The sequence below is a fragment of the Veillonella sp. ZSJB6 genome (assembly GCF_051549505.1).
GTDB lineage: Bacteria > Bacillota > Negativicutes > Veillonellales > Veillonellaceae > Veillonella.
Genome location: NZ_JBPUGE010000003.1, coordinates 200,907 through 215,408, shown reverse-complemented (window position 1 = coordinate 215,408; position 14,502 = coordinate 200,907). Strand labels below are relative to the sequence as shown.

General features: G+C 39.0%; 14 protein-coding genes. 5 read left to right on the top strand and 9 right to left on the bottom strand.

What is annotated here, in order from left to right:
- Nucleotides 1-67: 67 nt before the first annotated feature.
- From ACSV5T_RS05495 to ACSV5T_RS05480, 4 genes are all read right to left on the bottom strand, one after another.
- Nucleotides 68-892, bottom strand: coding sequence for a MetQ/NlpA family ABC transporter substrate-binding protein (locus tag ACSV5T_RS05495; RefSeq protein ID WP_024066451.1), 825 nt, complete (start codon nt 890-892; stop codon nt 68-70).
- A 54-nt stretch (nt 893-946) separates the two neighbouring features.
- Nucleotides 947-1,618: a methionine ABC transporter permease gene (locus ACSV5T_RS05490; RefSeq protein ID WP_105090110.1), complete on the bottom strand. Its 672-nt coding sequence runs from the start codon at nt 1,616-1,618 to the stop codon at nt 947-949.
- Nucleotides 1,618-2,640 carry a methionine ABC transporter ATP-binding protein gene (locus ACSV5T_RS05485; RefSeq protein WP_227721180.1) on the bottom strand — a complete coding sequence of 341 codons (1,023 nt, stop codon included), beginning with the start codon at nt 2,638-2,640 and terminating at the stop codon, nt 1,618-1,620. The genes ACSV5T_RS05490 and ACSV5T_RS05485 overlap by 1 nt, the downstream gene beginning before the upstream one ends.
- Nucleotides 2,641-2,884: 244 nt before the next feature.
- Nucleotides 2,885-3,751, bottom strand: a complete 867-nt coding sequence (locus tag ACSV5T_RS05480) for a DMT family transporter (RefSeq protein WP_039969551.1) — start codon at nt 3,749-3,751, stop codon at nt 2,885-2,887.
- A gap of 376 nt (nt 3,752-4,127) precedes the next feature.
- On the opposite strand from ACSV5T_RS05480, the gene pflB reads away from it, so the two are divergent.
- The 3 genes from pflB (at nt 4,128) to pflA (ending at nt 7,349) form a co-directional block, all read left to right on the top strand.
- Nucleotides 4,128-6,245: a formate C-acetyltransferase gene (gene pflB, locus ACSV5T_RS05475; protein ID WP_438320476.1), complete on the top strand. Its 2,118-nt coding sequence runs from the start codon at nt 4,128-4,130 to the stop codon at nt 6,243-6,245.
- 75 nt (nt 6,246-6,320) lie between these two features.
- A complete protein-coding gene (gene grcA3 / locus ACSV5T_RS05470) occupies nt 6,321-6,560 on the top strand; it encodes an autonomous glycyl radical cofactor GrcA3 (protein ID WP_024066082.1) in 240 nt (79 codons plus the stop codon).
- Nucleotides 6,561-6,572: 12 nt separating this feature from the next.
- Nucleotides 6,573-7,349 carry a pyruvate formate-lyase-activating protein gene (gene pflA, locus ACSV5T_RS05465; RefSeq protein ID WP_438320475.1) on the top strand — a complete coding sequence of 259 codons (777 nt, stop codon included), beginning with the start codon at nt 6,573-6,575 and terminating at the stop codon, nt 7,347-7,349.
- A gap of 214 nt (nt 7,350-7,563) precedes the next feature.
- Here pflA and ACSV5T_RS05460 read toward each other — a convergent pair whose 3' ends face one another.
- Nucleotides 7,564-8,517, bottom strand: coding sequence for a 2-hydroxyacid dehydrogenase (locus ACSV5T_RS05460; protein ID WP_438320474.1), 954 nt, complete (start codon nt 8,515-8,517; stop codon nt 7,564-7,566).
- 369 nt (nt 8,518-8,886) lie between these two features.
- On the opposite strand from ACSV5T_RS05460, the gene alr reads away from it, so the two are divergent.
- Nucleotides 8,887-9,999, top strand: a complete 1,113-nt coding sequence (gene alr / locus ACSV5T_RS05455) for an alanine racemase (RefSeq protein WP_295212894.1) — start codon at nt 8,887-8,889, stop codon at nt 9,997-9,999.
- Nucleotides 10,000-10,493: 494 nt separating this feature from the next.
- On the opposite strand, the gene ACSV5T_RS05450 is transcribed toward alr, so the two are convergent.
- The 3 genes from ACSV5T_RS05450 to ACSV5T_RS05440 form a co-directional block, all read right to left on the bottom strand.
- The gene (locus tag ACSV5T_RS05450) at nt 10,494-10,772 is read right to left on the bottom strand and encodes a PepSY domain-containing protein (RefSeq protein ID WP_005387689.1); all 279 of its coding nucleotides are present in this window, start codon (nt 10,770-10,772) and stop codon (nt 10,494-10,496) included.
- Between the two features lie 158 nt (nt 10,773-10,930).
- A complete protein-coding gene (locus ACSV5T_RS05445; RefSeq protein WP_438320473.1) occupies nt 10,931-11,623 on the bottom strand; it encodes a ribonuclease E in 693 nt (230 codons plus the stop codon).
- A 515-nt stretch (nt 11,624-12,138) separates the two neighbouring features.
- On the bottom strand, nt 12,139-12,702 hold the full coding sequence (locus ACSV5T_RS05440) for a PepSY domain-containing protein (RefSeq protein WP_187359568.1): 564 nt from the start codon (nt 12,700-12,702) through the stop codon (nt 12,139-12,141).
- Nucleotides 12,703-12,860: 158 nt separating this feature from the next.
- Between ACSV5T_RS05440 and fliB the strand changes: the two genes are divergently transcribed.
- Nucleotides 12,861-13,763 (top strand): flagellin lysine-N-methylase, encoded by a 903-nt coding sequence (fliB, locus tag ACSV5T_RS05435; protein ID WP_438320472.1) that lies wholly within the window; start codon nt 12,861-12,863, stop codon nt 13,761-13,763.
- A gap of 76 nt (nt 13,764-13,839) precedes the next feature.
- Here fliB and ACSV5T_RS05430 read toward each other — a convergent pair whose 3' ends face one another.
- A complete protein-coding gene (locus ACSV5T_RS05430; protein WP_303930117.1) occupies nt 13,840-14,448 on the bottom strand; it encodes a hypothetical protein in 609 nt (202 codons plus the stop codon).
- Between the last annotated feature and the right edge of the window lie 54 nt (nt 14,449-14,502).

The following is a 14,502-nucleotide window of genomic DNA, read 5'->3' as shown; positions in this document are numbered from 1 at the left end:
ATTCCCGACAAACAAAGACCCCCTAATAAATAAAAACTTATTAGGGGGTCTTTTATATTTCTATATTCTATTCACCTTTTGGTACAAACCATAGGCCGTTGTTATTTTTTTCCATGTAGTCTTTGAATTCTTGAGAGTGGTAAGCAGCTACAATGTCTTTTGCCCATTGTGCATCTTTGTTCTTCTCATTAACTACGAGTTGTAACAACCATTGTGGCAATACATCTTCATTTGCTAATGCAGATTTAGGATCAATTTTTGCATTATAGATGATAGCACCGGTAATAACAATATAGTCAAAATCAGTACGTACAGAAGGAATTGTAAGGGATTTCATTTCTGTAAATTTAAGATGTTTAGGATTTTCAATAATATCTGCTTGTGTTACTGTCGCTAAATCTTTGTTAGGATCAAGTTTAATCCAACCGATTTTTTGCAACAACGCATAGGCACGAGCCATGTTAGATGCATCATTTGGTACTGCAATAGTATCACCATCTGCCACTTGGTCTAAAGATGTTTTGGAACCGCTAAAGATACCCGCTGGTACAGTTGGAATTGGAGTCAACGCTACAAGATGACCATTTTGTTTTTCGTTAAAGTTTTTCATGTATGCTGTATGTTGTTCAACGTTGAAATCTACTTCACCATCGCTCAACACTTGGTCCGCTTGTACCAAGTCAGACATATCTACACCTTTAAAGGTATAGCCTTGTTTTTCCAAAATTGGTTTAACACCTTTTTCAAATAATTCAGAGTAAGGGCCTTGAGACTTACTATAGGATAATTCCTTTTTAGCACCATTATCGCTATTATTGGAACCGCAGCCTGCGATAAAAGCTACGCTAAATACTAATGCCGCACCAAGGGCAAGGAGTTTTTTAAATTTCATAGTACATTCTCCTATACTTTCACAATCAATATAACCAAAATCTATTTCATCAAATCAGGAACGACGCGCACGACGTGCAAAGTAGTTACCTATTGTTTGAATAATTTGAACAAAGATAATCAAAATAACAACAGTAAATAACATCAATGGGAAGTTCAACCGCTCATAACCATAGGTAAGGGCCAAGTCACCTACACCGCCTGCGCCAATGGCACCAGCCATAGCAGTAGCACCAATAAGGCCAATAGTACCTGTTGTAATGGATAAGATAAGCGAACCCTTTGCCTCTGGTAAAAGGAAATGCCAAATCACCTCAAAATGGGATGCACCCATCGATTGTGCAGCCTCGATAATGCCTTTATTAACCTCTAAAATAGAGTTTTCAAAGAGTCGAGCAAGATAAGGCGCAATGAATATAACAAGTGGTACGATAGCCGCCGTTGTACCAACCCGAGTACCAACAATCATCTTAGTCAACGGTAAGATAAACACCATTAAGATAATAAATGGTACAGAACGCACAATATTAACAATTGTGTTTGTAATGGTGTAAACAATGCTGTTTTTGACAATACCATTAGGATTTGTTACCACTAGTGTAACTGCGATAATCAGCCCTAGTATGGTGCCGATGAAGAGAGACAGAAACACCATGTATAATGTTTGTTCTGCAGCTAGTAATAACTGCGAACCTGGAACACCAAGTTCTTGCATGAAGAAGTCCATTATAGTGCCACCTCCTGCCATTCAATGCCTTGGGTTACAAGATATTCTTTTACCTTGCCCACCTCAAGATCATCACCAATAAACTGAACAATAAAAATACCAAGTACTGTATGTTCTAGCTCTGTTACGGTAGCAAATAACACACTTGTTTCTAAATCAAAGGTTTTGTTAATATGATATAAAACATTATCGGTCGTATTATTTCCTAAGAAATGCATCTTAAGAATTGTATATGGCCGTTTATCACAAGCCAAGGTATGTTTCACTGTTGATGGAATTTCATCAGGAATTACAGTACGTACAAATCGCTTTGTTGTTTCATGTTTAGGTTTACTAAACACCTCAAGTACGGAGCCACTCTCTATGAGCTTTCCATGCTCCATAACCACAACGCGATTACAAATTTTTTGAATTACATCAATCTCATGAGTGACGATAACCACCGTTACCCCAAGTTCACGATTAACGCGCTCCAATAATTGAAGAATAGACTCTGTCGTATCTGGATCAAGAGCACTTGTTGCTTCATCGCATAAAAGAATCGATGGATCTGTAGCTAACGCACGGGCAATACCAACGCGCTGCTTTTGACCACCAGATAATTCTCCAGGATAGGCATTTGCTTTGTCCCCTAAATCAACAAAGTCTAACAAGGTTTTAACCTTTTTATCAATCTCTGATTTAGGAACTTTATTTAGAATTAATGGAATCGCCACATTATCATATACAGACTTAGCATTCAACAAATTGAACTGTTGAAATACCATGCCGATGCGCTTACGCACTTTTCTAAGCTCGTTAAAACTTAAACTATTGATATTCACACCATCTATTTCAACATGACCAGAGGTAGGTACCTCTAAGGCATTAATCATGCGCAGCAGTGTAGATTTACCAGCTCCACTGAAGCCAATAATGCCAAATATGTCGCCTTTTTCTATGGTAAAGTTTACATCAGATAATGCAGTAACCTTTTGCTTATTAACGTCGAACTCTTTCGTTACATTTCGTATAGCAATCACTGTACCACCTCTTTCCCTACAATATGGTAGGAATTAATCTTAACCTTAAAACATATCTTTAAGGTATGTTTTAATTATGTACTTAGATTACTACAATTTATAAGGACTGTCAAACAAAAAAGAACCTTAACCATCAATGGGTTAAGGTTCTCTTTTATATAACGCTTATATTATAAGGGTTTACATCCCTATTTTTATATCTTTTACATCAGATCTAGATGATTCAAACTCTAACAAAATTAACTTATCTATATCGATTAAATAGATATAGGGATCCTAAAATAACAGGTGCCCCAATATAGAGGCCCATATTTGGTATTTCGCCCAATAAAAAGGCCGCTACTATGGCTGCCACAATCGGCGAGATATACATAAAATTAGTTACATCAGACACCTTTTCGGCATGTTCAAAGGCATAGCTCCAGAATACGAATCCTAGTGCACTGGAGAAGAATGCTAAGTACAGCATAGCAAGCTTTGCACTAATAGGTGCGGCTACAATCATATCAATAGCGTGATCTGCAAATGGCAATGCCATGATGGCACCGGTAAACATGGACCACATGGCGATGGTGATAGAGTTATACCCTTTCAAGCTAAGCCCGCGATTCAGAATGTTATAAATTGCAAATAGTACCATCCCTATCAACGTCCATATGGCCCCCATAGGAATCGTTAGAGTTGAGTTCCAAAGAATAATAACCGCTACACCTACAAAGGCTGTTACGGTGAAAAGCCAACCAATAGGACGTATTCTATCCTTATAAACAAACAATGCCATCAGAGCTGTTACCATCGGAGTCAATGCCATGATAATACTCGATGTAGCTGCTGGTATTGTGCGAAGCCCTTCATTAAATACGACTTGGTAAACGAAGTTCCCCGTAGCACCTAATAAAATATATATGCCCCACTCACGCCAAGATGTAGGAATGTGTAAACCTTTGAATACACCAATAATCAGCATGAGTATAGCACCACCTACAACTCTTGCTACAGATAGGGTCAAGGCGTCTACAGATTGCAATGCCACTTTTCCAAAAGGGAACGCCGTAGCCCATACGGCAATGGTAGCAGATGCTCCTAAGATAGCTTTCATTCGATTTGTCATTAGCATCCACCTTTCTACATAGTTCCTAAATTAATACTATCTAAATATTACCATAATAAGGCCCTAGGATTCCAAGAATGTACATCACACTATATCTAATACTTTCTATTTATTGATATAAATTTTCATTATTTAAAGATAATATAAAAATCAAAAATCCAGGTGTACATCCCCATACTTTTCAATTTAAACGTTATAATCACTGGATTTTAAATGATGAACCCATTATTGTAGGATTTTAAATAAGAACTATTCTTACGAAAATTGCATAGCATGTATTGAAAATATATATCATTTAAAATTTGTGAAATCGAGACAAACATTGTACACTATAGGCATAGAAATCTATAGTTATATCCTTTTATGGAGGTGCAAAATGCAACATACTGCATGGAAAGATTTTAACACAGGTGTGTGGGATAAAGCCGTTGACGTACGCGACTTTATTCAAAGAAACTATATCCCCTATGAAGGGGACGATTCCTTCCTTGCTGGTCCTACAGAAAGAACGACAAAATTATGGGACCAAGTAATGAAGCTTTACGAAGAAGAACGTGAAAAAGGCGGCATGCTCGATGCCGATACTTCCGTGGCCACACACATTACTGCCCATGCGCCAGGATATATCGACAAAGACCTTGAAACAATCGTTGGTTTACAAACTGACAAACCTTTAAAACGCGCTATGTTCCCTTATGGTGGCTTGCGCACAGCGAAATCCGCTATTGAAGAATACGGCTTCAAAATGGATCCCCGAACAGAAGACTTCTTCAGAAAACATCGTAAAACTCATAACGATGGTGTATTTGATGTGTACACACCAGAAATGCGTGCCGCTCGTACAGCTCACATCGTAACTGGTTTGCCTGATGCTTACAGCCGTGGCCGTATCATCGGTGACTATCGCCGTATCGCGTTGTATGGTGTTGATTACCTTATCGAAGACAAAAAAGAACAATTTAGCATCACAATGGGCGATATGCTTGAAGATGTAATTCGCGATCGCGAAGAAATCCAAGAACAAATTCGTTCCTTGAAGGAATTGAAAGAAATGGCTGCGTCTTATGGTTACGATATTTCTGGACCAGCTAAAGATGTTAAAGAAGCTATGCAATGGATTTACTTCGGCTACCTTGGCGCTATTAAAGAGCAAAATGGTGCTGCTATGTCCATCGGCCGTAACTCTACATTCCTCGACATCTACGCAGAACGTGACCTTCGCAATGGTACATATACAGAAGAACAAATTCAAGAATTCGTAGATCATTTCATCATGAAATTACGTATGGTTCGCTTCGCACGTATCCACGAATACAATAACTTGTTCACAGGCGATCCTGTTTGGACTACAGAATCCATCGGTGGTATGGGTACTGACGGCCGTACATTGGTTTCCAAAATGTCCTTCCGTTACCTACATACATTGACTAACCTTGGTCCTGCTCCAGAACCAAACCTCACTGTATTGTGGTCCCCTCGCATGCCTATCGGCTTCCGCCGCTTCTGTGCGAAATTATCCATCGAAACATCTTCCATCCAATACGAAAACGACGACTTAATGCGTCCTAACTCTGGTGATGACTACGCTATCGCATGTTGCGTATCTCCAATGCGTATTGGTAAAGAAATGCAATTCTTCGGCGCTCGTTCCAATCTTGCAAAATGCTTGCTTTACGCGATTAATGGCGGCGTTGATGAAAAATTGAAAAAACAAATTGGTCCTAAATACCGCCCTATCACTTCTGAATACTTAGAATTTGACGAAGTATGGGAAAAATTCGACGACATGATGGAATGGTTAGCAGGCGTATATGTAAACGCATTGAACATCATTCACTACATGCATGATAAATATGCTTACGAAAAACTAGAAATGGCATTGCATGACCGCAAGGTAACTCGTTGGTTCGCAACTGGTATTGCTGGTTTATCCGTAGTAGCTGACTCCTTGTCCGCTATTAAATATGCTAAGGTAAAACCTATTCGCGACGAAAACGGCATCGCTGTTGATTTCGAAATCGAAGGGGACTTCCCTAAATATGGTAACGATGACGATCGTGTAGATAGCTTGGCAGCAAAGGTTGTTTCCACATTTATGAACAAGATTCGTAAACATCCTACATACCGTCAATCCGTTCCTACTATGAGCTTGTTAACAATTACTTCCAACGTAGTATATGGTACTGCAACAGGTTCCACTCCAGATGGTCGTAAAGCTGGTGAAGCTTTCGCTCCTGGTGCTAACCCAATGCATGGTCGTGATACTCACGGTGCTATTTCTTCGTTGGCATCCGTAGCAAAAATGCCATGGCGTGATAGCTCCGATGGTATTTCCAATACCTTCTCTATCATTCCTGACGCATTAGGTAAATCTGGTGAAACATTTGTGTCCCTCAGCGATTTTGATATTGAGTTAGATCCATCGCAATTACCTAACTCCAATACAAACTTCGCGTGTAGTGAACCGAATGTTACTATAAAGGAAGATAATTAACGTCTTCCATAGTATCGGACTGCTTTCACCGGCACCGATACGAGTGTTAGTCTTGGTTGAAAGGAGGCAATACCCATGAGCAACCAACAACAAGTTGATAACTTGGTAGAGTTATTGGATGGCTACTCCCAAAAAGGCGGTCATCATTTGAACGTTAACGTGTTCACTCGTGAAACATTGTTAGACGCTCAAAAACATCCTGAGTTGTACCCTCAATTAACTGTTCGTGTATCTGGTTACGCAGTGCACTTCAGCAAATTGACAAAACAACAACAGGACGAAGTTATTTCCCGTACATTCCATCAACAAATCTAATCGAGGTTTACTATGACAGGACGTATTCATTCGGTTGAAACGATGGGTACGGTTGATGGTCCAGGCATGCGCATGGTGGTTTTTCTCCAAGGATGCCCCATGCGTTGTGCTTATTGCCACAATCCCGATACATGGAATGAAACTAGCGATGATGTTAAGTTCATGACTGTAGAGGAGTTGTGGGACCAGTACGAACGTAACCGCCAATTTTATACTAATGGTGGTATCACCGTCACAGGTGGGGAAGCTCTAATGCAAATCGACTTTGTTACTGAGCTTTTCACATATTTCCGTGAAAGAAACGTCCATACCTGTTTAGATACAAGTGGAATTTGTTTTGATCCCCACCAAGAGGTGGCATACCGTAAATTACTCAGTGTCACTAGTCTCGTCATCCTAGATATTAAAGAAATCGATCCTGATAAACATCTGTGGTTAACAGGCAAACCGTTAGAGCCCATTCTCGTTTTTGCTAGATTGACGGCAGACGTGGGTGTTCCCATTTGGGTTCGTCACGTTGTAGTCCCTACGATTACAGATAATGCAGATCATCACTATCGTCTAGGCTTTTTCCTAGGATCTCTGAAAAATTTACAAGCCGTTGATTGCTTACCATATCACGTTATGGGTACTGCTAAATATAAGGAGTTAGGTCTCACCTATCGCCTAGAGGGCATACCGGCCGCATCAAAAGATATAGCGGCTAAAGCGACAAGAACCGTGGTGGAAGGCATCAAGGCCTATCGACGCCATTGGTGGAGTCCCATCAAAACACAACATCAATCATAATCAAGTTCGAGGATAACTACCTCCCTTGATATATATACACATATATATTAAAAACTTGATCTATGATAGCCCTAAACAATAGAGCCGCCCCCACACAACCGGGGACGGCTCTTATTGTATTTATAGACTATTTAAATATCTATAATTGGTACACTATTTTCACTACTATCAGTGCAGTGTTCAATCTGATATTCTATTTATTCTAATATCTATTTTATTTAGACACTACGTTAATAGGTTCACCTTTAAAGAAGGCTTGTACATTGTCACGAATGATGCCTACCAAACGTTGACGTGTTTCTAGACCTTTCCAACCCATATGAGGTGTGATGATAACATTATCTAATGTATATAGAGGGCTATCCTCTGCTGGAGGTTCTACCTCTTGTACATCGAGGCCAGCACCTGCAATACGTTTAGCCGCTAATGCTTCACAAAGGTCGGCTTCATTAATAAGAGGACCACGACCTGTATTGACGATAACAGCATTTGGCTTCATCTTAGCGATGGTTTCTTTATTAATCATGTACTTAGTTTGGTCATTCAACGGGCAATGCAATGTAATATAATCACTATTTTCTAGTAATTCATCAAGGCTTACATAACGAATGCCGTCGCCATCAGCCTTTGGTGTACGCGTATGGATTAAGATATTCATACCAAGTGCTTTAGCTACTTTGATCACTTCCATACCAATGTGGCCAGCACCAACAACACCTAATGTTTTACCATTCACTTCTGTGTGGCTCACTTGCAAATATTTTGTAAAGTTGCTGCGATCACCTTTAGCGAGCATACCGATTTGTTGTTGCATTGTAGATGCAAAATTGAGGATCATCATGATTACCGTATGCGCTACACGCTCTGTGCTATACGCTGGAATGTTGCACACAGTGATCCCTCGTTCCTTTGCTGCATTAAGATCAATATTGTTATAGCCTGTACCTGCTTCAACGATGAGCTTTACTGTATCTGGGAATTGTGAAAGTAACTCAGCATTAACAGGAAGCTCTTTTGTTACTACTACACGAGCCCCTTGGATACGCTCAATAAGCTCTTCATTTGTACTGTCGTCATAAACCTGTACATCATTAGATAATATGGAGAAATCTAATGCATGGTCATAATTCATTTTACCTGCGTTTACTACTACTACACGTTCGCTCATGGGAACCTCCTACATAGATGCTATATTACATATTTATTAATTCCAAACCTACAAGTAATCTGGCTATGTTCACGATGTTAGATGACTACAATTTTGTCTAAATCATTCATAACCAATCTATTAGCTAGAAAAAGCATATATCATACCCTACTATAAATTATACTATTATTTATATAAATTTATACTATTAATATCACAGCTAACTATATTAATTAGTATACTTTCACAATTATTGTATATAATATATGCAGAAAAGCTATAAAATTCAAAATAATACCAATATTTCTGTATAAAACTTTCACAAAAGTATTGTTTAATTCCCTAAAAGTTATACAATAAGATTAATGTTATATAGAATTGAGGAATACCATGAGACCCACCTATTTGACCATAAATACAAGTCTCGTTCGCGAGAACTTGCGCAAAATTAAAGATAGTTTACCGGAATGGAGCACATCTACAGCTGTTATCAAGGCCAATGGCTATGGCCACGGCAGCGTTATGATGGGCCGTATAGCCGTTGAGGAAGGTTATGAATCCTTAGCCGTTGCTATTCCTGAAGAGTCGGTTCCGCTTCGCAATGCAGGTATTATGGTACCAATCTACCTACTAGGTCTCACACGGCCACAATCTTTTGAGCTTGTAGCAGACACGAATTCCATCCCTGCCGTATGCGAATCTACCGATTTAGATGCCCTCGATAAAGTAGCGGAAAACCACGATATGATCATTCGCGTTGCTGTCGCTGTCGATACAGGCATGCATCGTATCGGTATCAAACCAGAGGATGCTGTGGAGTTCATTAAACGCGTTGAATCCTATGAAAATCTTGAAGTAGACGGTTTCTTTTCTCATATGAGTAACGCCGATGCAGCCGATCAAAGCCACGCTCATGGGCAGGCACAAAAGTTCCATAAAATGGTCGATGAAATTCGTGCATTTAGACCTGATGCGGACTATCGTTTCTCCCTTGCCAATAGTGCTGGGTTGTTATCTGTAAAAGATAGCTTATTCACCGATGCACGACCTGGCATTATTCAATACGGTATTATGCCATCCCTTGATGTACCAAATCGCTTGGGTTTGAAACCAGTTCTCTCCTTCCATAGCGAAGTAGTACATGTACAGCATTTGGAAGCTGGCGAAGGTATCGGCTATGGATCTACCTATGTAACACCTGAACCAATGACGATTGCTACCATCCCTGTGGGATATGCAGATGGCTATCCTCGCAGCTTATCTAACCGAGGTACGGTCCTTATTCATGGTACACGTTGTCCTGTAGTAGGCCGCATCTGTATGGACCAATTCATGGTAGCCGTTCCAGATACGATTACTGTACAACCTGGTGATAAGGTTGTTCTCTTAGGGTCCCAAGGTCATGAAAGCATCTCTGCACTCGAGATTGCTGCTCTTGCATCTACAATTCCTTATGAAATCTTTTGTGGTTTCTCAGAACGCGTGCCTCGACAATACATATAAAAAACTAACTATTGTTACCAATAGTAAATGCTCCATATACAAGAAGCGCAGATATGCATTGTATCTGCGCTTTTCCAATTTCTGCTACGGATTTTTCTTATATGGTACATTTTTATATTGAATGGACATAGAAAAAGCCCGTAATACATGCAGCGGTCTACATGTATTACGGGCTTTCCTGCTCTCCTATACCTAGCGTACTGTAAAGCAGTTACGTTCTTATTGTGAGAGAGAGTATTATATACCAAGTATATAATCTTATGATTGGGAGGGAACCACAATGCATAAGGGGCCCTCTGAACGACAGACGGCATAGGAGAGAGTCAATGTTTGTCTATCCAATCCAGAGGGCTGCGTGTGTGTAATTGTTTATTGTGTGTGTAAGTGTATTGTGTATGTGTGTTGTGTATGTGTGTAAGTGTGTATAGTATTATGTGTTTAGTGTTCGTGTATTAAAGGGGTTTGCTTTACAGTAGGATAGGCTTAGGATTAGCTTATTTTACGGCCATACCTGTTTTAGCATCCAATGCAATGGATACAGGTTTGTTTTGTGCATCATGGAACTCTACAGTATATATAGGTTTACCATTTTGGTTCACTACAGACCAAGAGTTAATACCAGTTGCTACATTGCCAGTTTGTGCGAAGGCTGCATTGATCGCCACATGTGGAGGTAACACAGTACCAGCATCAATAGCACTAGCTTCCATAGATGCATCATATGCTTTAGGAGTACCTTCAGTTACATTACCAGATGCCACATCTAGAGTCATGGAATGGGCACCACTAGTATTGAAACCGTCTACTTCATAGATAGCAGTTTTATCGGCAGCTTTGAAGGATACATTAGTAATCTTAGAGTCGCCATATTTATTTTCAAATTGGTCGATTAAATAATTAGCACCAATTACGAAAATACTATTTTGATCGACTACGCCTGCTTGCTTACTTGTTGTGCTAGGTTGTGATTTTCCACTTTTAGAGTTTTTTTTTCCTCTTTAGTAGTTTCTTTTTTGTCAGCTTTTTTATCTGCTTTTACTTCTTTAGTTTCTTTTACAGCTTTATCAGCTTTAACTGCTTTGTCAGCTTTTACTTTAGGCGCTTTGTGTGCTTGCGCTTTTTTAGTATTTTTTTCTTCTTTATTAGCTTCTACTTTTTTATCTGCTGCACGCACTACTTTAGCTTCGCTAGGAGCTTTTGCCACAGCTGCAGTTTCAATTGTAGGAGTTGCTGCTGCAGGATTAGCTGCTGCTGGAACTACAGTGTCTTGAGCTACTGGAGCTTTTACGTCTTGAGTTGCTGTTGGAACTGGTGTAGTATCTTGAGCTACTGGTGCAACTGGAGCCACTTCAACTTTAGCCGCTGTTGGTACAACTTTAACTGCTGTAGGAGCTGCTTCTGTTTTAGCTGCTACTGGAGCTGCTTCTACTTTAGCTGCTGGAGTTACTTGAATTGTAGGAACCACTTGATGAGTAGCAGGTTCTGCGACAGGAGCTGTAGTAGCTGCTACCTCTTGAGTTACAGGAACTGGTGTTGCTTGTTCAGCTGCTGTTACTGCTACAGTAGCACCAAATACGCCAGCTACTGCTAAAGCAATACTACTTTTCAAAATAGATTTTTTCATAATATCCTCCTTGATAATCCATATATATGCAAAACTACGCATATATATTTTTAACCAACTCGGTGTTATCGTTATAGTTCCAAAACATATATCTAGCGTGGACTGTAGATATATAGTCTGGAAATTCCCGATATATTTGAGTTCTGTCCTTTGACTGGACACATATTATCCATAATCTATGAAATAAAAATGTAGAACCCATCGGTCCAGCTTATTTTGGCGTGAGTCTAAAATGAATTTATATGTAATTTAAATGAAATTCTATAGTATTCGATTTACAATTAAGTATTATATGAACCAAATCTAAAAAGCTATATATCCCATGTATAAAGGAACCACGGCCTCTCATTGTACTTCTCATAATCTAAACATCCCATTTCATGAGCAAACTTTCACAAAAAAACTCCTTAAAACTATCATTTACTACAAAAAAGACAGTTTTAAGGAGTTTAATTGTTATATTTAAAATAATAAGCCCTTAACTATTAAGTTGTATTTACTAATTATAGAAAGGTTTAATCATCAAATTTAACAGATAATAAAGTACCATTCATAGCATCAATTCGTACATCTACCTCTTTGTCACCTTCTGTACCGAAGCTAACTTTGTATACTATTTTACCTTTATCATACTGTACAGACCACCCATTAAGGCTTGTCGCTTTGCCTTGCGTTTGAGCATATGCAAAATTAACTACTGCTGCTGGCGGTAAGATTTCACGAGGATCAAAGGATTTTTTCTTTAAAGATTTATGGAAGTCACCTTCACGTTTTTCAAAGATTTGATTTGTGGCATAGATATACGTAAGTTCATATTTGCCACTTTCATCAAAACCATCTACATCATATCTAATTTGACCACCATCCGCATCAAAGGCGATTTCTGTGATAGCTGCATTTGGATGATTCTGAATAAATGCATTTAATAAACCATTGGCACCTACAATCGCTGCATGGTTTCCATCAACAACGGCAACAGTTGGTTCTACCGCTACTAAATGGGCTGCACTTGCATTTGGCATACCAAACACTGCTGCCAAGGCTAATACAAGGCTACCTTTTACAAATAAGGATTTCATAGGCTCCTCCATCTCTCAAACAGGACCATAGTGTGTATATATACAATTATACACTAAATCAATACGATTTATTAATCTTTATTTATAATATTAATGCATAGACAACTCCCCTATGATACAATGCACGTAGAATATTTTTTACTACAAGTGAGCCGATTATGATTTCATTATATCCTACCATATATCACACATTTCAATGCAAAGCAGATCGATGTGAAAATACATGTTGTCAACTTTGGACCATCGATATCGACAAGGTCACTGCTGAGCGCTATCACACCATGACAGGCCCTCTTGGTGAAAGCTTACGCCAAGCTATCACTGTGGATGATGAAGGCAGCCATTTCGTATTTTCTAAAGCGCAACCAATGTGTCCGTTACTCAATGAAAACGGTCTCTGTAAGGTTGTGCTCGAACTCGGTGAAGAAGGCCTATGCGATACATGCCACATGCACCCACGATTCTATAAATATATTGAAGACCTCGAACTATGTGGGGTTGGTCTATCCTGCGAAGCATCGGTTGAACTACTCGCAGAGGATACTCAATCTGATCAGATAATCTTTACCATTGAAGACGATGATAGCGAGTTTAGTCCTGACGAGCGTTTAATTATTCAGAATATATTTGAACTATTAGCCCTTGATATAGATTCATCATACTTTCAATACAGCCCAAATCCTGATGTACAGTATTATGCGAAACTGTTAGATTTATACGGTACAACAGAGCCTATCGATGAAGAATGGACTGTACAAATTAATACATTATCTCATGACATAGAAAAACTTATTACCGCTGTACAAAGCTATATAGCAAATCACGATATGGGGCTATTCAACAAGGTGTTCCAATACATCTTATATCGTCAAATCGATATGCTAGCAGACTATTCTTTGGAATCTATCCTCTCCTACGCAAGAGATGGTGTAGAATACATACTAATCACAAGTGCTATAGAGGGTTCACCGCTTAAACAAGTCGCAAGATGGTCCCAACAAATCGAATACGATGAAGACAATGTAGAACTACTATTACAACATTATGATTCTCTTCAATAATGACAAACTACTTTTACTAAAATTTCATTCAAAGCAATAAAAACCTCCTAGTATAAAACTAGGAGGTCTTATATATTTACGCAAAGAGTATGCGCATAATCCAGTTATATAAAAGGTTAATAATATATAGAACTATATATACAGCGCCTACAGTGATAGGCTCTACTTTCATAATCCGAGATAAAAGCATGACAGCTACGTAGATAACGGCACCAACGTAAGCTAATGCTAGGGGAACTAATAGGATCATTAAAAATGGCGTAATATAAATGCAAATAATAGATACCAAAATTAATGCTAATCCAAGTGCTCCTGTATAGCCTTCCACATAGGCAGTGCCCATTAATACTTGCTGGAAATCAAATTCACGCTCTAAAAGAACGCTCAGTAATTTCCAAAGTATAAAGCTACCTACAAACCAATAGATTCCAAGGCCTAAAATCTCTCTCAATATAGAAAATATGCCATATACAGCTGGTATAAAGCCAAATAAAAAACCTCCAAAGGTCATGGCTAGCGGTAATAATACAATACCTAAGGCAAAGCCTAAAATATGAGTGGCACACCAACCGGCAAGGCCAGCTTTAATACCCTTTTCAAGGGTACCAAACCAGAAGATTTCATCGATTCCCTTCTTCGGTGAACGCACCAGCAGGGATATTTCTCGTAAAAATGTCGTATCCATAACTAACTCCGCTCTCAACTATACTATAAATTTAATTATATCATAAATTTCCAA